Raw genomic sequence first — 21,060 nt, 5'->3', positions numbered from 1 at the left:
CGGCCCGCCGCGCCGCCCGCCGCGCCGGCCGGTTGACACGCCGCCAACGCTTCGTATACGGTCTTCGTAAATTGTTTACCGTTTTCGTTTTCCGGAAGGAAGCGAACGGCGGCGAGGAGAAAAGAGACGTGAACCTGTTGCAGCGCAACCAGCCGGGCGGCTCACCCGCCGCGGCCGTCGCGGGGGAGGCGGAGGCCGGCGCCGAAGCGATCGCCGCCCCGCCCGCCGCACCGAACCGGCTGCGCCGCGCGCTCGCGATCAGCGAGGCCGGCGTGATCGCCGCGCTCGCCGGCCTCGTGCTGGTCTTCTGGCTGCTCGAGCCGGCCTTTCTGTCGAGCACCAACGTGCGCTCGATGCTGACCGCCGTCTCGTTCGTCGGGATCATCGCGATCGGGCAGACGCTGCTGCTCGTCGCGGGCGAGTTCGACCTCTCGGTCGGCTCCGTCGCCGGCCTCTCGGCGATCGTCAGCGCCTGGCTGATGACGAAGGGCAACCTGCCCGTCCCGGTCGGGATCCTCGGCGGCCTCGCGACCGGCGCGCTCGTCGGCCTGATCAACGGCGTGCTCGTCGTCGGCGTCGGGATCCCCGCGTTCATCGCGACGCTCGGGATGCTCTATGCCGCGAGAGGCTTCATCTACGTCATCACCAACGGCTACCCGATCTACCCGCTGCCGAGATCGGTCGGCGAGATCGGCAGCGCCGAGGTGCTGTTCGGCCTCGGCTGGAGCTTCGTCCTGCTCGTCGTGCTCGCCGTCGTCGCCGACGTCGTGCTGCGACGCACCACCGTCGGCCGCAACCTGTACGCGACCGGCGGCAACAGAGAGGTCGCGCGGCTGGTGGGCATCTCCACCGGGCGCGTCAAGATCGCCTGCTTCATGGTCGTCGGCGCGCTGTCGGCGGTCGCTGGCATGCTCGTGCTCGCCGACGGCGCCAGCGGGACGCCGTCGATCGGCACCGGCTGGGAGCTGACGGTGATCGCCGGCGTCGTGATCGGCGGCGTCAGCCTGTTCGGCGGCGTCGGCACGGTCGCGGCCGGGATCGTCGGGATGCTGCTGTTGCAGGTCGTGCAGAGCGGCCTCGTCGTCGTCGGGGTCAACCCCAACTGGCAGACCGTCGCGGTCGGGCTGATCATGGTCCTGGCCGTCGGCGTCGACATCGCACGGCGGCGCGTCTCGCTCGCCGGCGGCACCTCGTAGCACCGCAGTGAAGAACCCCTGGAGAGGAGAGAAATGAATTCACCCACCACCCCGAGCGGGCGGCCTCTGCGGCTGCTCGCGCTCATCGCCCTGGCGCTCGCCGCGCTGACCGTCGCCGCCTGCGGATCGAGCGGCGACGACGACAAGAGCGACACCGCCACGAGCGGCGGCGCGGCCGCCGAGACGACGGCGCAAGCCGACGCCGGCGCCGGCGAGGACAAGGGCAAGCTGCTCTGGGTCCAGCCGATGCGCAACCACCCAGTCCACCGCATCATGCAGGGCGGCTTCCTGTCGGAGTGCAAGAGACTCGGCTACGAGTGCGAGATCGTCGGCGCCGAGGCGCTCGACATGCCGGCGACCGCGCCGCTCGCCGACGCCGTCCTGAGCAAGGGCGGGATCAAGGGCATCGGCGTCTACGCCTACGACCCGTCGACCTACCCGTTCATCGGCAGATGGGGCAGGGACTACCCGATCGTCTCGTGGCACATCCCGGTCAGAGAGGGCGACGCCCCGGGCCTCAGAGCCGTCACTGGCACCGTTCCGACCGACTACGCGATCGAGTCCGCCAGAGCGATCGCCAGAGAGATCGGCTGCAGAGGCACCGTCGCGGTCACCGAGGGCTCGTTCAACACGGTCGAGAACCTCGTCGCGAGAGTCTTCACCGAGACGATGGGCGAGGAGTGCCCTGACGTCGAGGTGCTGAAGCCGCAGGAGGAGGGCTTCGACGTCCCCGCCGCGAAGGCGAAGGCCGTCTCGATCCTGCAGGCCAACCCCGACACCGTCGCCGCCTTCTCGACGACCGGCGGAGGCCCCGTGACGTGGGCCGGCGCGGCCCAGCAGGCCGGCAAGAGACTGACGATCATCGGCATGGACTACGTCCGCCAGAACCTCGACCTCGTCAAGGAGGGGAAGGTCTTCGCGGTCGTCGGACAGCCGCTGTTCGAGGAGGGCGCGAAGACCGCCGAGCTGCTCGACCAGCTCGTCGCGGGCGAGTCGGTCGCCTACGACAACCCGCTCCCGGCCACGATCATCACGCGAGATCAGGTCGCGAGATTCGAGGCGATGCTCGACCAGGCCGACGCGGCCACGAAGGACCTCTAGGACCCGAACCCGGCGCACGCGGAGGAGCGCCCTCGCGCTCCTCCGCACCGCCACCCCTGATCCCATGACCCACGTGCTCGAAACCGACAGGCTCGGCAAGCGCTTTGCCGGCGTGCCCGCCCTCAGCGGCGTCGACTTCCGCCTCGGTGCTGGCGAGATCCACGCGCTCGTCGGCCACAACGGCGCCGGCAAGTCGACGCTCGTCAAGATCCTCACCGGCGTCCACGCGGCCGGCTCCTACGAGGGGTCGTTCCGGATCGGCGGCGCGACGGCGACGTTCTCCTCGCCCGCCGCCGCCCGCGCTGAGGGCGTCGCGTACGTCCCGCAGGAGATCCAGGTCGTCGAGCAGTTGAGCGTCGCCGAGAACGTCTACGTCGGCCAGACCGGCCTCGACACCGCGCCGCTCGTCTCCTTCCGCGAGCTGCGCCGCCGCGCCGGCGAGCTGCTCGACCGGCTGGAGATCCCGATCGACCCGCGCAGTCCCGTCGCCGCGCTCAGCGCGACGCAGCGCCAGCTCGTGATGATCGCCCGTGCGCTCGCGACCGAGCCGCACGTGCTGATCCTCGACGAGCCGACCGCGTCGCTCGCCGGAACCGAGACCGAGCGGCTGTTCGCCGTGCTCGACCGCCTGCGCGACGCCGGCACGACGATGGTCTTCATCACGCACCGCATCCCCGAGGTGATGCGCATGTGCGACCGCGCGACCGTCCTGCGCGACGGCCGCAAGGTCGCCGAGATCGAGCGCGAGCAGTTCAGCGAGCGCGCGATCGTCGCGGCGATGGTCGGCCGCGAGGTCGATCACCTCTACCCGACGCGTTCCGGTGCGCACGGCGAGCAAGAGGTGCTGCGCCTGGAGCACGTCAGCGTGCCGCACCCGACCCGCCCGCGCGACGTCCTGCGCGACGTCAGCTTCAGCGCCCGCAGAGGCGAGATCATCGGGATCGCCGGCGTCGTCGGCGCCGGCCGCACCGAGCTGCTGTCCGCGCTCTACGGATCGCTCCCGCACGGCGGCACGATCAGCGTCGAGGGCAGAGCACTGAAGCTGCGCAACCCCGCCGCTGCGCGCCGCGCCGGCATCGCGATGCTGACCGAGGACCGCAAGGGCACCGGCCTGCTGTTCAACTTCGCGCTGCGCGAGAACATCACCGCTGGCAACCTCTCCGGCCTCTCGCGCGGCGGCTGGGTCGACCGCCGCGGCGAGCAGCGCGCCGCGGCCGGCTTCATGCAGTCGCTGCGGATCAAGGCGCCGTCGCCAGGAGCCGACGTCGCGCACCTCAGCGGCGGCAACCAGCAGAAGATCCTGCTCGCGCGCGTGCTGATGAACGCGCCGCGGATCATGCTGCTCGACGAGCCGACGAAGGGCGTCGACGTCGAGACGCGGCAGGAGATCTACCGCTTGATCCTCGACCTCGCCGACAGAGGCGTGACGCTGCTCGTCGTCTCCTCCGAGATCGCCGAGCTGGTCGGCCTCTGCGACCGCTGCCTGGTGCTCGCCGACGGCGCGATCGTCGACGAGTTCAGGCGCGGCGAGGGCAGCGAGGCGCGCGTGATCGAGGCGACCACGACCGCGACCGGAGCGGCCGCATGACGCCGCTCGCTCCGCGCCCCGAGGCGTTCGCGCTCGGCGACGGGCTCGCGCTGACCGGCGGCAGCGGCCAGCACGCGACGAAGCTCGGCCGCTCGATCTACTCCGGCCGCGTCGCCGCCGTGCTGCGCGAGGCGATCATCGACGGCACGCTCCACTCGGGCACGCCGCTGGTCGAGGCGCGCGTCGCCGACGAGCTGGCGGTCAGCCGCGGGCCGGTCCGCAGCGCGCTGCACGTGCTGGAGGGCGAGGGCCTCGTGCGGACGCTGCCGAACGGGCGCACCGAGGTCGTCGGCTTTGCCGCCGAGGACCTGCGCGACCTCTTCCGCGTCCGCTTCGAGCTGGAGGGGACGGCGATCCGCTGGGGTGCCGAGCGCGCCGCGCCGACCGCGCCGCTGGAGCTGGCGCTCGCCGCCTTCGAGGTCGAGGGCGCGACGACGCCGAGGCTCGTCGAGCTCGACATCGCCTTCCACCGCGCGCTCGTGCAGCGCAGCGGGAGCCGCTTTCTCGTCGAGGCGTGGCAGGCGATCGCGCCGGTCATCCAGACCGTCATCACGATCGGCAACCGGCGACTCGCCGCGGCCGATCCGGCGACCCACTTCCGCCGCATCGTCGCCTCGCACGAGCCGCTGATCGAGGCGATCCGCGACGCCCGCCCGGATGCGGCCGCGGCGCTGCTGCACGACCAGCTCGAATTGACCGCGTCGATGTTCGGCGACGCGCAGGGAGAGGACCGATGACCGTCGAGACGACGCCCGGCACGATCGGCGGCGGCATGCCGCTGCTCGCCGGCAGCAGCGTGATCCTGACCGGCGCCAGCGGCGGGATCGGCCGCGCGATCGCGCGGATGCTGGTCGAGGCCGGCGCGCGCGTCGCGCTGACCGACCTGCACGCCGGGGCGCTGGAGCGCACCGCCGCCGAGCTGCGCGACGCGGCGCCCGGCGCCGCGCTGCACGCGGAGGCGATCGACGCCTCCGACGCCGCGGCGTTCGCCGCGCTGCACGACCGCGCCGCCGCGGCGATCGGCCCGCTCGACGGGCTCGTCAACTGCGCCGGGCTGTTCGAGGCCGCCGCGTACGACACGCTCGACGCGGCTGCCTGGTCGCGCGCGCTGACCGCCAACCTGCTGACGACCGCGGCCGGCTGCCAGGCCGTCCTGCCGGGCATGATCGCGCGCGGCGGAGGCGCGATCGTCAACGTCGCCTCGACGGCCGGCGAGTACGGCTCGATCAGCCCGGCGGCGCACTACGCCGCCGCGAAGGGCGGGGTGATCGCGCTGACGAAGTCGCTCGCGCGCGAGGCCGCGCCGGCACAGGTGCGCGTCAACGCCGTCAGCCCCGGCCCGATCGAGACCGACGGCCTGCTGTCTGCGACCTCCGAGCAGAAGGCGCTGATCGGCCAGCGCACGCTGCTGGGCCGGCTCGGCCGCCCGGAGGAGATCGCCGGCGCATGCGTCTTCCTGCTCAGCCCCCTGTCCACCTTCGTCACCGGTCACGTCCTGCGCGCGAACGGCGGCGCGCTGCTGTGATGCCAGAGCTGCTGCTGCTGACCGACGCCGACCGCTTCCCGTTCGACGACGGCAACCGCGCGGCGATCGCCGCGGCCGGGCGCGCGGTGCTGGAGCTGGACGGCCACGATCCCGCGCGGATCGCCGCCGCCGGCGACGGCGGCGCCGCGGCGCTGTTCGTCTACCACGCGACGGTCGACGCCGCCCTGATGGACCGCCTGCCGCAGCTGCGCGTGATCGCCCGCTGCGGCAGCGGCTACGACAAGGTCGACGTCGAGGGCGCGTACGCGCGCGGCATCGAGGTCGTCTACGTGCCTGACTACGGCGTCGACGACGTCGCCGACCACACGCTCGCGCTGCTGCTCGCCTGCGCGCGTCGCGTGCCGTCGTCCGATCGCGCGATGCGCGCCGGGCTGTGGCCGCCGTACGCCGACCTCGGCACGATGCGCCGCCTGCGTGGCGCGACGCTCGGCCTGCTCGGCTTCGGGCGGATCGCGCGCGCCGCCGCCGAGCGTGCGCGCGGCTTCGGGATGCAGCTGCTCGTGCACGATCCCGCGGTCGACGCGGACACGCTCGCCGCCGCCGGCGCGGCCCGCGCGCACGACCTCGGCGACCTGCTGCGGCGCGCCGACGCGCTCTCGATCCATCTTCCCCTCACGCCCTCGACGCACCGGCTCGTCGGCGCGCCCGAGCTGGCGGCGATGAAGCGCGGCGCTCTGCTCGTCAACACGAGCCGCGGCGAGATCGTCGACGAGGACGCGCTCGCCGCGGCGCTCGCCGGCGGCCACCTCGCCGGGGCGGGCCTCGACGTCTTCGAGGTCGAGCCGCTTCCCCAAGACAGTCCCCTGATCGGATTGGAGTCTGCTGTGGTCACACCCCACTCGGCGGCGTTCTCCGAGCAGGCGCTCGCCGAGCTGCGCGGTCGCGCGCTCGACGACGTCCTGCGCGTGCTTGCCGGAGACCTGCCCCACGATCCCGTGCCGGCGGCGCGATGAGCGCGGACCTGTACCGCACGATGCGCACGATCCGCCGCTTCGAGGAGCAGATCGTGACGCTCGTCAACGCGAACGAGATCGCCGGCGTCACGCACGAGTACATCGGCCAGGAGGCGGTCGCGACCGGCGTCTGCGCGGCGCTGCGCGACGACGACGTGATCACCTCGACGCACCGCGGCCACGGCCACGTGATCGCGAAGGGCGCCGATGTCGCGCGGATGATGGCCGAGCTGCTCGGTCGCACCACCGGTCTCAACCGCGCGCGCGGCGGCTCGATGCACATCGCCGACGTCTCGCTCGGCATCTACGGCGCGAACGGGATCGTCGCGGCCGGTGCGCCGATCGCCGCCGGCGCGGCGTGGGCCGGCGTGCAAGCCGGGAGCGATCGCGTCGCGGTCTGCTTCTTCGGCGACGGCGCCGTCAACCAGGGCGTCCTACACGAGTCGATGAACATGGCCACAATCTGGCGGCTGCCCGTGCTGTTCGTCTGCGAGAACAACGGCTACGCCGTCTCGTTCGCGCAGGCGGAGGCGACCGCCGGCTCGCTCGTCGCGCGCGCCGCCGCGTACGGGATGGCAGCGGAGAGAGTCGACGGGATGGACGCGGAGGCGGTGCTGGCCGCGGCGGGCGCGGCGGTCGCGCGCGCCCGTGCCGGCGAGGGGCCGTCGTTCCTCGAATGCGAGACCTACCGCTTCGTCGGCCACCACACCGCCGAGGCGACGATGGGGCTGGGCTACCGCAGCGACGAGGAGATCGCGCGCTGGCGCGAACGTGACCCGCTCGCCGTGCTGGCGGCGCGGCTCGACGCCGATGCGGTCGCCGCGATCGACGCGCAGGTGGAGGAGCTGCTGCGCGACGCGCTCGCCTTCGCGCGCGAGAGCCCGCGCCCGGAGCCGTCGTCCGCGCGCGACTACGTCTATGCGAGTGGCCCCGCGCCGCGCGAGGGAGTGGTGGCCTGATGGCCCGGATGCGATACCAGCAGGCGCTGGCGAAGGCGCTGCGCGACGAGATGACGCGCGACCCCGGGGTGTTCGTCCTCGGCGAGGACGTGCGCGCGTCGCTGCGCGGCATCACGAGAGGGCTGACGGAGGAGTTCGGCCCGCAGCGGATCATCGACACGCCGATCTCCGAGCAGGCGTTCACCGGCTTCGCGATGGGCGCCGCGCTCGCCGGCCACCGGCCGGTCGTGGAGTACCAGATCCCGTCGCTGCTGTTCACGGCGTTCGAGCCGATCGTCAACCAGGCGCAGAAGTTCCGCCTGATGACGGGCGGGCAGGCGAAGGTCCCGGTCACCTACATCGTGCCCGGCTCCGGCGCGCGGCTCGGGCTCGCGGCGCAGCACTCCGACCACCCGTACGCGCTGCTGGCGCAGGCCGGTGTCAAGACCGTCGTGCCGGCGACCGCCGCCGACGCGTACGGGCTGTTCGTCAGCGCGATCCGCGACGACGACCCGGTCGTCCTGTTCGCGCCGGCCGCCGCGCTCGGCACGCGCGAGGAGGTCGCCGACGACGCCGCGCCGATCCCGCTCGGCGTCGGCCGCGTCCACCGCGCCGGCGACGACGTCACGATCGTCGCCGTCGGCCATCTCGTCAGAGACGCACTCGCGGTCGCCGAGTCGCTGGCCGAGGACGGCGTGTCGGCCGAGGTGTTCGATCCGCGGACGGTGTACCCGTTCGACTGGGAGGGGCTGCGGGCGTCGGTCGAGAAGACCGGCCGCCTCGTCGTGGTCGACGACACCAACCGCACGTGCGGGCTCGCGGCCGAGGTGGTCGCGACGGCGGCGGAGGAGCTCGCGGGCGCGCTCGTGGCGCCGCCCAGACGCGTCACGCGCGCCGACGCCCCGATCCCGTTCGCGGTCGAGCTGGAGGTCGCGCTGCTGCCGAGCCGCGAGCAGCTCGCCGCCGCCGTCCGATCCGTTCTCACCGCCCGTCAGGAGGTTGCGCGATGACCGACATCCACATTCCGAAGATGGGCATGTCGACCGTCGAGGTGGAGATCCTCGCCGTGCTGGTCGCGGTCGGCGACACCGTCGCGGCGGGTGACTCGGTCGTCGAGGTCGAGGGCGACAAGGCGGCGTTCGAGGTCGAGGCCGGCGTCGACGGCACGGTCGCCGAGGTCCTCGTCGCCACGGGGCAGGAGTGCGCCGTCGGCGACGTCGTCGTGCGGATCGAGGGCGGGGCGGGGGCGTGAGCGCCGTCGCGGGCGGGACGTTCGTGAAGGCGACGCGGACGCAGCGGCTGATCGCGCGCCGGATGGTCGAGGCGACGAGCGGCGTGCCCGCGTTCACCGTCGCGGCCGACGTCGAGCTGGACGCGGCGGTCGCGCTGCGGGCGCGGCTGAAGGCGGCTGGCGGCGCGGCCGGCGGCACGCCGGCGCCGTCGCTCAACGACATGGTGCTGCGCGCCGTCGCGCTGGCGCTGCGCGCGCACCCGCGCGTGAACGCGAGCTTCGACGCGGAGGCGGGAGGCTTCCACGAGTGGGATCGCGTCAACGTCGGGATGGCGGTCGCGGCGGGCGACGCGCTCGTCGTCCCGACGATCCACGACGCCGACCGCAAGCCGCTGGCCGAGATCGCGGGCGAGACCCGTGCCCTGGTCGACGCGGTGCGCGAGCGCAGCGTCGCCCCCGCCCAGCTCGCCGACGGCACCTTCACGGTGTCGAACCTCGGCATGCTCGGCGTCCGCCACTTCGAGGCGGTGATCAACCCGCCACAGGCCGCGATCCTCGCCGTCGGCGCGCTGCGCCCGACCGCCGTCCCGCGCCCCGACGGCACGATCGCCGCCGTCTCGCTGGCGACGCTCACTCTCACCAGCGACCACCGCGTGATCTACGGCGCCGACGCCGCCCGCTTCCTGGTGACGGTCACGGAGCTGCTGGAGGAGCCGGCGCGGCTGTAGGGCGCGCGGCGTGTCGTCGGGCGGTCGATTCAGGCCCAGAGCGACGCGATCGGCGCGGCGACGATGCCCGCGTCGAGCTGAAAGACGCGCGGGCCGGTGTGCAGCACGACTCCGGCCGCGAAGCGGTCGCCCAGCTCGTCGCGCAGCCAGGCGAGGTGACGGGCGTCGCTGCTCTTTGGCGCGGCGCTCGCCTTGATCTCGATGCCGACGACCCGCTGCCCCGCCAGCTCCGCCACGACGTCCACCTCCTGGCGGCCCTCTCGCGTGCGCAGGTGGTGCAGGCGAGGTCGGGACCTCGACACTCCGAGCTCGGCGCGCAGCTGACCGACGACGAACGTGTCGAGCAACCGGCCGAGCAGGTCGCCGTCGCGCATGACGCCGGCCGTGTCGACACTGACCGCGGCGCCGATCAGGGACGAGTCGACGAGGTACCGCTTCGGCTGCTGGACGAGGCGCTTGAGCCGGTTCGACGTCCAGCTCGGCATGCGCTCGGCGACGAAGAGGTCGGTCAGGAGCGCCTCGTAGGCGATCGCGGTGACCTTCGATATGCCTGCGGCGTCGTAGATCGTCTTGTGCTCTGCGACGCCGGCGGAGTTGAGCGCATACGCCTCGAAGTAGCGGCGCAGCCGCTGCGTGTCGAGTGGTCGCGTCGCGCCGCCCGACAGCTGCGCGACGTCGCGCAGCAGCAGTTCCTCGACGTAGCCGTTGAGCCACTGCCGAGCCGCCGGCGGCCGGAGGCGGAGCGAAGGCGCCGGGAACCCGCCGCGCAGCGCGAGGTCGACGTACCCGCGGAGATCGGGAGGGTCGGTCGGCTGCGGCGGCGGCGCGCCGTCCGCGAGGGCGTCGAAGAACGTCGCTGCGGATGCCCTTCCGAGCTGTTCGCGAACTGACATCGGGTACATCTCGATGCGCACGAGCCGCCCCGTCCCGGGCCACATCTCCTGCTCGATCCCAGCTCTGACCGAGCCGGTCACGAGGAAGCGGCCCGGGCGGAAGTCGGCGTCGACCGCGCGCTTCACGGCGCCGAGCACCTCTGGGACGACCTGCCACTCGTCGAGCAGGACGGGCTCCGTCAGGTTCCGCAGCGCGGCGTCAGGGTCGCTCTGGAACGCGGCGGCTTGCGCCGGGACGTCGAGTCGCACGGTGCTCGCCGCACGCCGCGCCGCGGTCGTCGTCTTGCCCGACGCCCGTGGCCCGACGATCAGAAGCGCCGGCAGGTCGGTGAGAAGCTCGTCGAGCGCGAAATCGAGCATTCGGGGTTGGTACGCCCTATTCGCAGCGGCTGTCATGCAAGTGACTATACCTCCTGCCCGGGAGATACTTTACCTTCTGCCCAGGAGGTGCTGTACCTCCTGCCCGCCGCCGGGCCGGCGCGCTCAGCGCCCCGCGAACATCTCTCTCGTGACCGAGAACTGCTCGCCGAGCAGCCTCAGCGCTCTTCTCGCGTCGTAGCGCTCGATCGCCTTCACGAGCGGTTCGTGGACGGAGAGGATGCGGGTGAAGTTCTCGTCCGGGTCGGCCTCCGCCATGCGGCGGTTGCCGATCGTGATGACGGTGTGGATCACGGGCGCGAGCGCGAGCCACGCCTGCGTCAGGAAGCGGCTGCCGGAGAACTCCAGCAGCGCGCGGTGGAAGTCGATGTCGAGGTCGACGAGCCGCTGTGTCGAGGCGCCCTCCGCGTGGACCAGCTCGTACGCGGCGCGCAGCGGCGCGGTGTCGTTTCTCGCCGCCACGCCGCGCTGGATCGCGGTCGACTCCAGCTCGAGGCGGACGCTGACGAGGTCGTCGAGGTCGGCCGCCGAGAAGCCGACGACGATCGAGCGGCCGTTCGGCTGCGTGCGCACGAGGCCCTCGCCTTCGAGCACGTGCAGCGCGTTGCGGACCGGCCCGCGGCTGACCGCCAGCTGCGCCGCAAGGCGCGCCTCCACGAGCGGGGACCCGGCCTCGAGCGAGCCCTCGACGATCGCCTCGCGGAGGATCGACGCGACGCGCCCGGAGTAGATGCTGCGCTCCAGCTTGACCGCGTGCTGGCCCGCCATCCCACCGGGCATCGCGGCATGGCGGCCCAGATTCAGGCTCGTCGTCGGGTCGGTCGGCTCTCGGCTCATGCGTTGGTGATCACCCCTGCGGGCTGGAGGTCGACGCGCTCGCCCAGCTCCAGCACGCGCGTCGCCGGCCCGCCGAGCTTCGCACACGCCTCGGCGAACAGGCGCGGATCGAGCGTCGGCAGGCCGTCGGGCGAGTGGCCCGGCCCGTAGCCCTCCGGCGCCCACATGCCGTAGTGGCACGGGATCGCGACGGCGGGAGCGAGCTGGTGCGCCATCAGCGCGGCCTCCAGCGCGTTCATGCAGCCGCCCGAGCCGTTGGCGACGAAGATCCCGACGTCGAACGGCCCGCGCTCGTGCACGGCGAGGCAGCGCGGGTCGTACTCGGTGTCGCCGCTGTGGAGGATCCGCGTCCCGCCGACCTCGACGACGAACGCGAGCGCGTCCTCGGTCAGCCAGCCTCTGACCTCGTGGCGCGCGTAGTGGCCGTGGAACGCGAACGGCCCGACCTCCACGCTCTCGCCGCGCTCGACGGTCACGATCCGCTCGCGTCGCACCCCGCGGCCGACGAGCCGCGCCACGATGCTCGACGGGCCGGCGAAGACGACGTCCGGGTTCGCGCCCGCGAGCGCCTGGCACGTCGTCAGGTCGAGGTGGTCGTGGTGGGAGTGCGTGATCGCGACGACGTCCACGTGCGTCGTCGCGGGATCGAGCACGATCGGCGCCACGCGTGGGAGTCCCAGCTCCTCCAGCGCGAACTCCGACAGGTACGGGTCGAGCAGGCAGACCTGCCCGCCGGGTGCCTCGATCGCGTAGCCGGCCTGGCCGATCCACGCCAGGCCCACCGGGCGATCCTGCTGCTGGGCGCTGTCGAGTGACTTCGGCACGGACTCCTCATTCTGGCAACGGTTTTCGTTAACGATACCTCTACGGTCGCACGTGAAACGCATCGACCGTGACGGTGTCGCCGGTCGCGTCGTGGTTGCGTCTGCCGAGCACCCTCACCTGCAGCGTGTGCGGCCCGGCGGTCGGGAACGTCGCCTGGTAGGGCGCCGCCTGCGGCACCGTCGGCCCGCGCATCCCGAACGTGTCGACGCGCGCGGCGAACGCGCCGTCGAGCCACACGTCCGCTCTGCCGCACGCCGCGCACTGCCGCCCGACCCACGTGATCCGGCGGCCGGTGAACGTCACCGTCGCCGTGTCGCCCGCGGTCGCACTGACGCTCGCGGTTCCGCCCGAGGCCCCGCTCCCGCTCGCCGTCGACCAGCCGCCGCCGCTGAGCGCGATCGCGCCGGCGCTGTTCTCGATCACGCTCGGCGCATTCGTCAGCAGCTGGAAGCCGTCGACGCTGACGCCGACGCCGGAGGAGAGCGGGTGCCGGGTACCGGCCTGCGTCACCGTGATCGTGCGCGTCGCGACCGTCGGGAACGTCTTCGAGTAGATCGGGATCGACCAGTTGTTCTCGTCGGGCGCGTAGAGGTCGATCGTCGCGTCCTCGACGCCGTCGACCGAGACCTTCGCGCGGCCGAGGTCGGTGCCGAGCTTCGCCAGCCACGTGATCTGGCTGCCCGTGAACGTGAAGCTCGCGCTCGGTGGCGTCGTGTTCGGCGGCGGGTCGTCCTGGTAGGACACCCACGGGTCCCAGCGCGTCGCGTCGTTCGAGTGCGTGCCGTTGCGGCCGATCTCGAAGCGGATCGCGTCGCCGGCCGCCACCGCGAGCCCCGTCACGTTCGCGGCGAACCCGTCGGCGTCGTTCCCGGCGAGCGTTCTCGGACCCCACACGGTCGTGCCGTTCTTCGTGATCCTCACGATCACGCCGTCGCCGTTCGGGTCGAGCTTCGCGACGTGGCTGAGGACGTCGACTCTGCCCGCCCGCGGCGCGATCCACGTGCGCGCGGTGTCGTTCGCCGGGCCGGGGTGGAGCGCGTCGGGCCAGACGTACCCGCCGCTCGCGTCGTGCCACTCGCGCATTCCCATGAAGCCGCTCGCGCGGTACGCGGCGATGTCCTGCCAGCTCCCGCCGACGAGATCCTGGTAGCGCCAGTTGGCGCCGCCCTGCGTCGCGCTGAAGCCCTGGCAGGCGCCTCTGCACTCAACCGATGTGGCGACCGTCCCGCCGGACGCGTCCGGCAGCCCGCTGCGGCGCTGCCACGCGCCGCTGTATCTGATCCCTCTCGCATCGTCCTCGACGCCGCTCGTGTCGGCCGTGAACGGCGCCGAGGCGGCCGTCGCCGAGCGGTTGCCGTCGCCGTCGACCGTCCGCACCGCGTACACGGCGTTCGGCGACGCGCCCGGCGTCGTGTCGAAGAAGACGCGGCCCTTCGCGACGCTGCCGACCTGCACGCCGTCGCGCAGGATCTCGTAGCGGCTGAGCCAGTTGTCGTCGCTGCCCGCGCCCCACGTCACCTCGACGCCGGCGTGGCCCATGTTCGTGCGCACGTGCGCGCTCACCTGCGACGGCGCTCTCGGCGCGACCGCGTCCTGGCCGCCGCCGGGCCGCTTGGGCATCCCGAGCCAGACCAGCTCGCCCGGCTGCAGCGAGGCGAACGTCACGCCGTTGGTCATCAGGTCCGCGCCGCTGCGCGAGGCGCTGCCGGCGGTGCGGGCGTAGCGGACGTCGTAGGTGCGTCTGGGGTCGAGGCCCTTCGGGTACACGGTCACGTTGCTGCCGGCGGTCGAGCCGCGGTAGATCACGAGCGAGCGCTCGCCGTCGCCGCTGACGCGCTGGAACCAGTTGCGATCGGCGTCGCTGCCGCGCGGGTGGTACTGCTTGGACCAGCGCCCGGCGACCTGCTGGGAGAGCAGGTAGTGGTAGGACTCGACGAGCGCGCGCATGCACTCGATCCGCGCCGGGTCGTCGGGGTCACCGGTGAAGTCCGGGTTGAACATCAGCAGGACGTTCCACGTGACGTTGCAGTTGCGCGGGTTCCAGAGGTCGGGGATCCCGCTCAGCTTGTCGGCCGGGAACAGCCGCGAGGCGTCGTACTGCTCGTAGAGGCCGTTGCTGTCGGAGAAGCTGAAGCTGGACGCCATCCGCATGAACTCGTAGTGGATCGAGTTGCCGCCGCTGTCGACGCCCTGGATCGCGGAGCCGGGCCGCTGGTCGAGGAAGCCCTGCTGGACGCGGCGGAACGCCTGGTCCTGGCCGAGCTGTCGCGCCCCGCTCGTGTCGCCGACTGGGCACGAGTCGTTGCGCCACTGGAAGTCGCCCCACTGCTCGGCCTTGGAGACGAGCAGGTCGCGCATCCACGTCTCGGCGACCGGCAGCGTGAGGTTGACGAGCAGCTCGGCGTAGCCGCACGCGGAGCGCTGGTCGAACCACGTCGGGTGGTCTCTGATCGCGTCCGATCCGCCGTTCGCGTTGTACGCGAACATGTAGACGAGCTGGCGCATGCCGGACTTCGAGAGGTAGTCGCCGCTGACTCTGAAGTCGGGGCCGTTCCAGCTGCCGGGCTTGTCCCACCAGCCGTTGTCGCGGTGGTAGGTGTCCGCGCCGATCGCCCGCATCCGCGCCGTCAGGCCGAAGACCTTCTGCAACGTGCCTGCCTGGTCCCATCTGTGGATCCACTGGCTGCCGAGGTTCCAGTCGCCGAGCATGCGGACGGCGGCGAAGTAGTCCGGCCGCGTGTAGTCCCACATGTAACGGTACTGCCAGTCGAGCAGGCGGTTCGTCATGTCGTCGAGGTCGTCGACGTAGACTTGCGTGAACGCCTTCGGCAGCGTCACGGACCCGCCGGGCGCGAGCGTGTCGGAGTAGTTCGGCAGCGTCAGCGAGAGCGCGCCGGCGCGGCCGTCCTGCCGGCCGGTCTCGGCCGACCAGCGTCCGAGGTAGTCGAAGCCGATCGCGACGCCGTCGTCCTGCGCGCCGTTCCACAGCGACAGCCACGGGATGTAGTTGGCGGACGTCTCCGCCCAGCCGGCGATCGCGCAGCGCTCGGCGGCCGGCGTCCGGTCCTGGTAGCGCCAGCCCTGGTCGCCCTGGGCGAGGCTGAACCCGCTCGACGCTCTGTAGGCCGGCGCGCCCGCACCGCGGTACGCGATTGTCGGGTCCCAACGCGTCGCGTCGAAGTTCCACGTGCCGTTGTCGGAGATCACGAAGCGGATCACGTCGCCGGTCCGCACGTTCAGCCCCGAGACGTTCGTGTCGATGCCGGTCGTGTCGGTCCCGGCGATCGTTCTGGCGCCCCACACGGTCGTGCCGTTGAGCTCGATCGAGACGACGACGCCGTCGCCGCTCGTGTTCATCTTGGCCGCTCTGCCGCTGACGTCGACGACGCCGTCGCGCAGCACGGTCCAGGTACGCGCGGTCGCGCGGCCCTGGCCGGGGTGCTGCGCGTCGGGCCAGACGTAGCCGCCCGTCGCGTCGTGCCACTCGCGCATGCCGAGGTAGCCGCTCAGCGTGCGGGCGGTCATGTCGCTCCAGCCGTCGGAGCCGGTCGTCGCCTGCGAGCAGTTGAATCTGTCGTGGCTGTCGAAGGTGCGCGCGTAGCCCGTGCTCAGCGGCGCCGAGCGCTGTGTCCACGCGTCGGCGGTCGAGCGCGCGCCGGTCATCCAGCGCAGGGACGTGTCGCTCGTCTCGTTCCCCATCAGGTTCTGCTCGAGGAACGCCGGCCGCAGGAGCGCGTGTGCGACGGTGTCGGCGTTTCTGATCTCGGCCCACTCGCGGATCAGCGCGCTGGACGGGTAGACGACGTAGCGCTTCGTGACGCTCACCTGCGAGCGCGCGATCGTCACCTGCAGCTCGATCGCGGGCTGGCCGCCGACGGTCGCCGCCGACGCTCTGCCGGAGACGCACGACCAGCCCGGCGTCGCGCCCGTGACGGTCGCGCCGTCCCACAGGAAGCGGACCTCGTTCGACGTCGCGGCGGCCTGGACGTACTCGCGCACCGGCGTGACGAGCTTGTTCTTGAAGCTCGTCAGCGCGAACGTCCCGGCGGTCAACGCGACCGTCTTCTCGATCGCGGCGGTCCCGAACGTCCACGAGCAGGCGTTGGCGCCCTGGTTCGCGTAGCCGTCGCCGACCGTGAGCGCCTGCGCTGGCGCCGCCGCGGCGAGCCCCGCCGCCGCGCTCAGCGCGAGCGCTGTCGTCGCCGCGAGCGCCTTTGCAGCGAGCGCCCGCGCCTTAACCGCTCCGACCGCCTCGACCGCCGACCGTCCCGTCCGTCGCATCCTCGACCCCTCTTGCTGACGGTTTTCAGTTAACTGTTTGAGGTGAGACCGTAGTGGCTGGACGGGCGGCGCGTCAACCCGGGCGGTTGCGCGGCGCCGTGTCGCTCGGCCGGCCCGGTGCGCCCGGCGCCGCGCGCGAGGTGTGTCGGTTTGGGCCCTATAGGGCACCGGATTGACGCAGGTCGCGGCCGTGGGCGGAGGTGCGTCGGTTTGCACCCCTGTAGGGGTGCGGATTGACGCTCCTCGGGCTCGGGCGGCGTTGGCGGGGCCGGGGCGCGGCTTGACGCGTCCGGTACGTTCCCATCGGGATAACGGTTAACAGTTTCCAGAATGAGGAGCGGAGAGAGATGAGGCCACACCTCAGTTGCCACCCGGCGGTCGTGCGGAAGAGGTGCGCGCGCTGGGTCGCGGGCGGCGCGCTCGCGCTCGGGCTCGGCGCCGCGCTGCCGGTCGCGCAGGCGCACGCGCTGACGGTCGCGGACGCCTACGCCACCAGCGGCGCGAACGCCTGCTCGTGGACGATCGGCACCGACGCGTATGAGCGCGTGCTGACGTTCGCGTCGCAGACGTACACCCTCACGAGCTTCAAGAACAAGCTCGTCACGCCGGCGCGCGAGTACGTCTCGCCGAGACACACCTCGCCGGAGATCAGCTTCGTCTGGGACGACGCGACGCTGACCGGCGCGAGAGCCGGCTGGTCGTGCACGAGCGGCGACGCGGCGAGCGTGAGACTCGGTGGCGAGGACGCGATCCGGCTGACCGTCACGATCGCGCGCCCGCAGGTCGAGGTGACGAAGACCTACCTCGTCTACCCGGGCGAGTCGCTCGTGCGCGAGTCGACCAGGTACCGCAACCTCGACGGCAGCGGCCACAAGCTGATGCGGCCGACGATCCTCGACCAGCGCGTGATGGGCGAGGAGACCGCCGACGTCGACCTCAAGCACATGACCGGCGCTCGCGCGGCCGCCGGCTCGTGGACCGTGCGCTCGACACCGCTCGACGCCGACTACGCGCGCACCTTCGACAGCTACGACAGATTCAACTGCCCCGAGACCGACCGCGGCTGGCGAGAGCTGGCGAACTACTCGCCGTCGGGCTACCTCGGGATGAAGGAGTGGCACGATTCCGGCAGCGGCTACGTCTGGCCGGGCGCGCAGCACCCGGGGCCGAGCAACGACGTCTCGCGCACCTGGACGGCCCCGACCTCCGGCACGATCAGCGTCGCCAGCCACGTCGCGAAGCTGAACCCGCTCGGCGACGGCGTCAGCGTGCGGATCATGCGCAACGGGCTGACGGTCTACGGGCCGAGAACGCTCGCCGGCGACGACACGACCGGGTTCGACGTGAACCTCGGCCAGCTGCAGGTCGCCGACGGCGACAACGTCCGCTTCGTGATCTCCAACAACGGCAACTGGGGCAGCGACGCGACCGCCTGGGACCCGAGAATCAACTGGGTCTGGGGATCCGGCTCGCCGACGACGGCGTCGAGAGCGTTCATCGACGCGCAGGGCGCGCACGACTGGAGCTACGAGGAGCTGCGCGGGGAGGCGTGCCCGGTCACCGGCTGGTCGCAGACCGCCGTCAACTACATCCCGTGGTTCGCGAGCTTCAACCGCGCCGAGCGCGACGGCGTCTTCGCCGGGATCGACCACTTCGGCCGCTGGGCGGCGCGGATCGGCGACCAGGCCGGCGCACGCGGCGGGCTGACCTTCGCGCTGTCGGGCTACTCCCGCACGCTCGCCGCGAACGAGAGCGTCACGAGCCCGCAGGCGTTCACCGGCACGTACGCCGACGACCTCGACGACATGACGAACCGGCTGCTCGACTGGCAGTACAGATACATGTGGGACTACACGCGGCCGGACTACTTCGCCGCCGTCCGCCTGCTCGGCCAGTGGCCGGCGGGCAGCCACTGGGGCGGGAACTGGAACCCGGCTGGCATCACCCAGCAGGTCTTCGGCTTCGTCGAGCGGATGCGCGCGATCGGCGGCGACACCTACCACCGCGACTACGGCTGGTGGGACAAGGCCGGGAGCTGGAAGGGCCCCGACTGGCGGGCGACGAAGGACTACCTGCGGAAGTCCGGCATGCAGCAGCTGATCTACATCCCGGCGTACCACGCCGAGCCGGGGACGCCGCCGGTCGTCGAGCACCCGGACTGGTGGAGCACGCGGGCACCGATCCCGCTGCCGCCGAGCCAGATGCTCGACCTCACCCAGACCGGCGCCGAGCAGTGGTTCGGCGACCTGTTGATCGGCAAGGCGCTGGAGTGGGGCGACTACCAGTGGCGCAACGACGGCGTCACGATCGCGCCATGGGCGCCCGACAAGCAGCTCGGCCACGACCAGGCGTTCCGCCGCGCGCAGCAGCGCTTCCTCGACGAGCGGCCCGGCTCCGCGATCCAGTCGGTCAACTCTGGCGGTCACGAGATCGGCTGGGAGTACCTGCGGATGTCGACGAGCTTCAGCTTCACCGACCACGGCGGCTCCGCCGAGCACGACGCCGCGTCGCGGCTGTTCCCCGTCGACAAGCTGAGCGGGATCCCGGATCTGTGGAACCCGGGCAACTGCAGCCAGGGCTTCAACGCGGCGCTGATGTTCAACCCGGACTTCACCGGCAACACGTGGAACGCCGGGCAGGTCGAGTGCATGCGCAAGCTCGTCGAGCAGTACCGCTACCTCGAGCGCGAGGGCGTCGTCGGCCGCTGGGTGCGGCAGTACCACCCGGTGACGACAGGCACCGACGCCGACTGGTTCCAGCGGCTCAGCCGCGACCAGCTGCGCGGGCTGATCGTCTACAAGGGCGCGCCGAGAGGCGCGACGACCGTCCACCCGAAGGGGCTCGACCCCGCCGCGGGATACCACGTCTCCTACGCGGTCCTGAGAGGCTCGGCGACGCGCACCGGCGCGGACCTGATGACGAACGGGATCGTGCTGCCGTCGGTCGCCGGCGGCGAGCTGGTCTACCTCAACCTCGCCGACCGCCCCAGTGCGGGGACCGACACGACGGCGCCGAGAGCGCCCGCGTCGGTGACGGTCGCGCGCGGCACGAACATGGGCTTCAGCGGCGTTGAGGTGCGCTGGGGCGCGGGCACCGACGACCGCTGGGTCAGCCGCTACGAGGTGCTGCGCGACGGCGTCAAGATCGCGACGGTCGCGAAGGGCCGCTTCCACTTCGACCACTCGCCGGCCGCGTCGGAGCATGCCGCGTACACGGTGCGGACGGTCGACGGCGACGGCAACGCGTCGGCCGCGACGGCGCCGGCGGGAACGCCTCCGCCGGCCGCCGAGACAGGGGTCGACGACGCCCCCGGCGCCGGCGTGACGTACGGCGGCACGTGGGCGCGCCTTACCGGCCAGATCGACGCGCACCTGGGGACCGTCTCTACGGCCGCCGGGCAGTGCGGAGATGCCTGCGGCGGGTTCAGCGCGAGTCAGGGCGGCGCCGACTGGCGCTATCAGGACGAGGTCGCGGGGAGATGGCAGGAGATCGCCACGTACACCGGCGACGGCTACCTGAACCGGCCCGAGTGGCACGACGCGGGCGGCGGCTACGTCTGGCCCGACGCGATCCACCCAGGCCCGGCGGGCGACACCGCGCGCGTCTGGACGGCGCCGAGAGCCGGCACCGTCGACATCACCGGGACCGCCGCGAAGCTCGACACCGGCGGCGACGGGATCGTCGTGAAGATCACCAAGAACGGCGCGACGATCTGGGGGTCGCAGACGATCGCGGCCGCTGACACGACCGGGGTCGCGACGGACGTCGCCGGCGTCAGCGTGGCGGCGGGCGACGTGATCCGCTTCGTGATCGGCAAGAACGGCGCGTGGGGCTACGACTCGACGCAGTGGGACCCGTTCGTCCGCTACAGCGGCGACACGCCACCGAGACGCAGCACCCCGTTCGCGTCGTACGCGTTCACGGGCGACCGCGTGACCTACTTCGCGCGCGTCGGCCCGGACATGGGCAAGGCGCGGATCGTGCTCGACGGGCAGCAGGTCGCGACGGTCGACCTGTACGCGGTCGAGCCGGGCGACTCGGTGCCGGTCTGGTCGCACGCGTTCGGGAGCGTCGGTGCGCACACCGTCCGCGTCGAGGCGCGCGGTGAGAAGCACCTGAAGGCGAGCGCGGCGAACGTCTCGCTCGACGGGTTCCAGGCGGTCACGACCGCGCCGTCGGCGCGCGTCGAGGAGTCCGACAGAGCGGTGGCGTACGCCGGCAGATGGACGGACGTCGCGAACGGGGGCGCCTCCGGCGGCGTCGTGAAGTCCGCCGGCAGCGCGGGCGCGAGTGCGACGTTCACGTTCAGCGGGCGTCGCATCGCCTGGCTCGGGCGCCAGTGCCGGGCGTGCGGGCGCGCCGAGGTGTACCTCGACGGCGAGTACGCCGGCCGGGTCGACACCTACGGCGTCCGCGGCCCGTCCGGCGCGTGGCGCACGCCGGTGTTCGAGGCGAGTCTGCCGAGCGGCGGGACGCACACGATCCGGATCGAGCCGACCGGCACGCGCAACTACGACGCGACGGCGGACACGGTCCACGTCGACGGATTCGAGGTGCGCCCCTGA

15 protein-coding genes are annotated in these 21,060 nt (G+C 72.3%); 11 read left to right on the top strand and 4 right to left on the bottom strand.

Going from position 1 to position 21,060, the window contains the following annotated elements:
* Positions 1-128 precede the first annotated feature (128 nt).
* From CWOE_RS21700 to CWOE_RS21655, 10 genes are all read left to right on the top strand, one after another.
* Entirely contained in the window at positions 129-1,196 is a 1,068-nt protein-coding gene (locus tag CWOE_RS21700; RefSeq protein ID WP_012935790.1) for an ABC transporter permease, read from the top strand.
* A gap of 33 nt (positions 1,197-1,229) precedes the next feature.
* Entirely contained in the window at positions 1,230-2,297 is a 1,068-nt protein-coding gene (locus CWOE_RS21695) for a sugar ABC transporter substrate-binding protein (RefSeq protein WP_012935789.1), read from the top strand.
* 64 nt (positions 2,298-2,361) lie between these two features.
* Complete coding sequence (locus CWOE_RS21690; RefSeq protein ID WP_012935788.1) at positions 2,362-3,885, top strand: sugar ABC transporter ATP-binding protein; 1,524 nt, start codon at positions 2,362-2,364, stop codon at positions 3,883-3,885.
* Positions 3,882-4,622, top strand: coding sequence for a GntR family transcriptional regulator (locus CWOE_RS31215; RefSeq protein WP_012935787.1), 741 nt, complete (start codon positions 3,882-3,884; stop codon positions 4,620-4,622). The genes CWOE_RS21690 and CWOE_RS31215 overlap by 4 nt, the downstream gene beginning before the upstream one ends.
* Positions 4,619-5,410 (top strand): SDR family NAD(P)-dependent oxidoreductase, encoded by a 792-nt coding sequence (locus CWOE_RS21680; RefSeq protein ID WP_012935786.1) that lies wholly within the window; start codon positions 4,619-4,621, stop codon positions 5,408-5,410. The genes CWOE_RS31215 and CWOE_RS21680 overlap by 4 nt, the downstream gene beginning before the upstream one ends.
* On the top strand, positions 5,410-6,384 hold the full coding sequence (locus CWOE_RS21675; RefSeq protein ID WP_012935785.1) for a C-terminal binding protein: 975 nt from the start codon (positions 5,410-5,412) through the stop codon (positions 6,382-6,384). Before CWOE_RS21680 ends, CWOE_RS21675 begins: the two co-directional genes overlap by 1 nt.
* Complete coding sequence (locus CWOE_RS21670) at positions 6,381-7,343, top strand: thiamine pyrophosphate-dependent dehydrogenase E1 component subunit alpha (protein WP_012935784.1); 963 nt, start codon at positions 6,381-6,383, stop codon at positions 7,341-7,343. Before CWOE_RS21675 ends, CWOE_RS21670 begins: the two co-directional genes overlap by 4 nt.
* Positions 7,343-8,332 (top strand): alpha-ketoacid dehydrogenase subunit beta, encoded by a 990-nt coding sequence (locus tag CWOE_RS21665; RefSeq protein ID WP_012935783.1) that lies wholly within the window; start codon positions 7,343-7,345, stop codon positions 8,330-8,332. Before CWOE_RS21670 ends, CWOE_RS21665 begins: the two co-directional genes overlap by 1 nt.
* A complete protein-coding gene (locus CWOE_RS21660) occupies positions 8,329-8,574 on the top strand; it encodes a biotin/lipoyl-containing protein (protein ID WP_012935782.1) in 246 nt (81 codons plus the stop codon). Before CWOE_RS21665 ends, CWOE_RS21660 begins: the two co-directional genes overlap by 4 nt.
* Complete coding sequence (locus CWOE_RS21655) at positions 8,571-9,281, top strand: 2-oxo acid dehydrogenase subunit E2 (protein WP_012935781.1); 711 nt, start codon at positions 8,571-8,573, stop codon at positions 9,279-9,281. Before CWOE_RS21660 ends, CWOE_RS21655 begins: the two co-directional genes overlap by 4 nt.
* Before the next feature lie 29 nt (positions 9,282-9,310).
* On the opposite strand, the gene CWOE_RS21650 is transcribed toward CWOE_RS21655, so the two are convergent.
* The 4 genes from CWOE_RS21650 to CWOE_RS21635 form a co-directional block, all read right to left on the bottom strand.
* Complete coding sequence (locus CWOE_RS21650) at positions 9,311-10,534, bottom strand: ATP-binding protein (protein WP_012935780.1); 1,224 nt, start codon at positions 10,532-10,534, stop codon at positions 9,311-9,313.
* 123 nt (positions 10,535-10,657) lie between these two features.
* Positions 10,658-11,389 (bottom strand): GntR family transcriptional regulator, encoded by a 732-nt coding sequence (locus tag CWOE_RS31210; RefSeq protein ID WP_012935779.1) that lies wholly within the window; start codon positions 11,387-11,389, stop codon positions 10,658-10,660.
* Complete coding sequence (locus tag CWOE_RS21640; RefSeq protein WP_041730802.1) at positions 11,386-12,213, bottom strand: MBL fold metallo-hydrolase; 828 nt, start codon at positions 12,211-12,213, stop codon at positions 11,386-11,388. Before CWOE_RS21640 ends, CWOE_RS31210 begins: the two co-directional genes overlap by 4 nt.
* A 40-nt stretch (positions 12,214-12,253) precedes the next feature.
* Positions 12,254-16,495, bottom strand: a complete 4,242-nt coding sequence (locus tag CWOE_RS21635; protein WP_012935777.1) for an alpha-amylase family protein — start codon at positions 16,493-16,495, stop codon at positions 12,254-12,256.
* Between the two features lie 347 nt (positions 16,496-16,842).
* On the opposite strand from CWOE_RS21635, the gene CWOE_RS21630 reads away from it, so the two are divergent.
* Entirely contained in the window at positions 16,843-21,060 is a 4,218-nt protein-coding gene (locus CWOE_RS21630; protein ID WP_012935776.1) for an alpha-amylase family protein, read from the top strand.

Origin of the sequence: Conexibacter woesei DSM 14684 (genome assembly GCF_000025265.1) — a bacterium.
GTDB lineage: Bacteria > Actinomycetota > Thermoleophilia > Solirubrobacterales > Solirubrobacteraceae > Conexibacter > Conexibacter woesei.
Note: the sequence above shows the minus strand (reverse complement) of the source record. Positions and strands in the feature narration are given on the sequence as shown.

Bases quoted from the DNA above. Each gene is read 5' to 3' on its own strand.
- CWOE_RS21660 (WP_012935782.1), top strand. From the start codon at position 8,329: ATGACCGACATCCACATTCCGAAGATGGGCATGTCGACCGTCGAGGTG.
- CWOE_RS21630 (WP_012935776.1), top strand. From the start codon at position 16,843: ATGAGGCCACACCTCAGTTGCCACCCGGCGGTCGTGCGGAAGAGGTGC.
- CWOE_RS21695 (WP_012935789.1), top strand. From the start codon at position 1,230: ATGAATTCACCCACCACCCCGAGCGGGCGGCCTCTGCGGCTGCTCGCG.
- CWOE_RS21665 (WP_012935783.1), top strand. From the start codon at position 7,343: ATGGCCCGGATGCGATACCAGCAGGCGCTGGCGAAGGCGCTGCGCGAC.
- CWOE_RS21650 (WP_012935780.1), bottom strand. From the start codon at position 10,534: ATGCTCGATTTCGCGCTCGACGAGCTTCTCACCGACCTGCCGGCGCTT.
- CWOE_RS31215 (WP_012935787.1), top strand. From the start codon at position 3,882: ATGACGCCGCTCGCTCCGCGCCCCGAGGCGTTCGCGCTCGGCGACGGG.
- CWOE_RS21680 (WP_012935786.1), top strand. From the start codon at position 4,619: ATGACCGTCGAGACGACGCCCGGCACGATCGGCGGCGGCATGCCGCTG.
- CWOE_RS31210 (WP_012935779.1), bottom strand. From the start codon at position 11,389: ATGAGCCGAGAGCCGACCGACCCGACGACGAGCCTGAATCTGGGCCGC.
- CWOE_RS21675 (WP_012935785.1), top strand. From the start codon at position 5,410: ATGCCAGAGCTGCTGCTGCTGACCGACGCCGACCGCTTCCCGTTCGAC.
- CWOE_RS21635 (WP_012935777.1), bottom strand. From the start codon at position 16,495: ATGCGACGGACGGGACGGTCGGCGGTCGAGGCGGTCGGAGCGGTTAAG.
- CWOE_RS21690 (WP_012935788.1), top strand. From the start codon at position 2,362: ATGACCCACGTGCTCGAAACCGACAGGCTCGGCAAGCGCTTTGCCGGC.
- CWOE_RS21670 (WP_012935784.1), top strand. From the start codon at position 6,381: ATGAGCGCGGACCTGTACCGCACGATGCGCACGATCCGCCGCTTCGAG.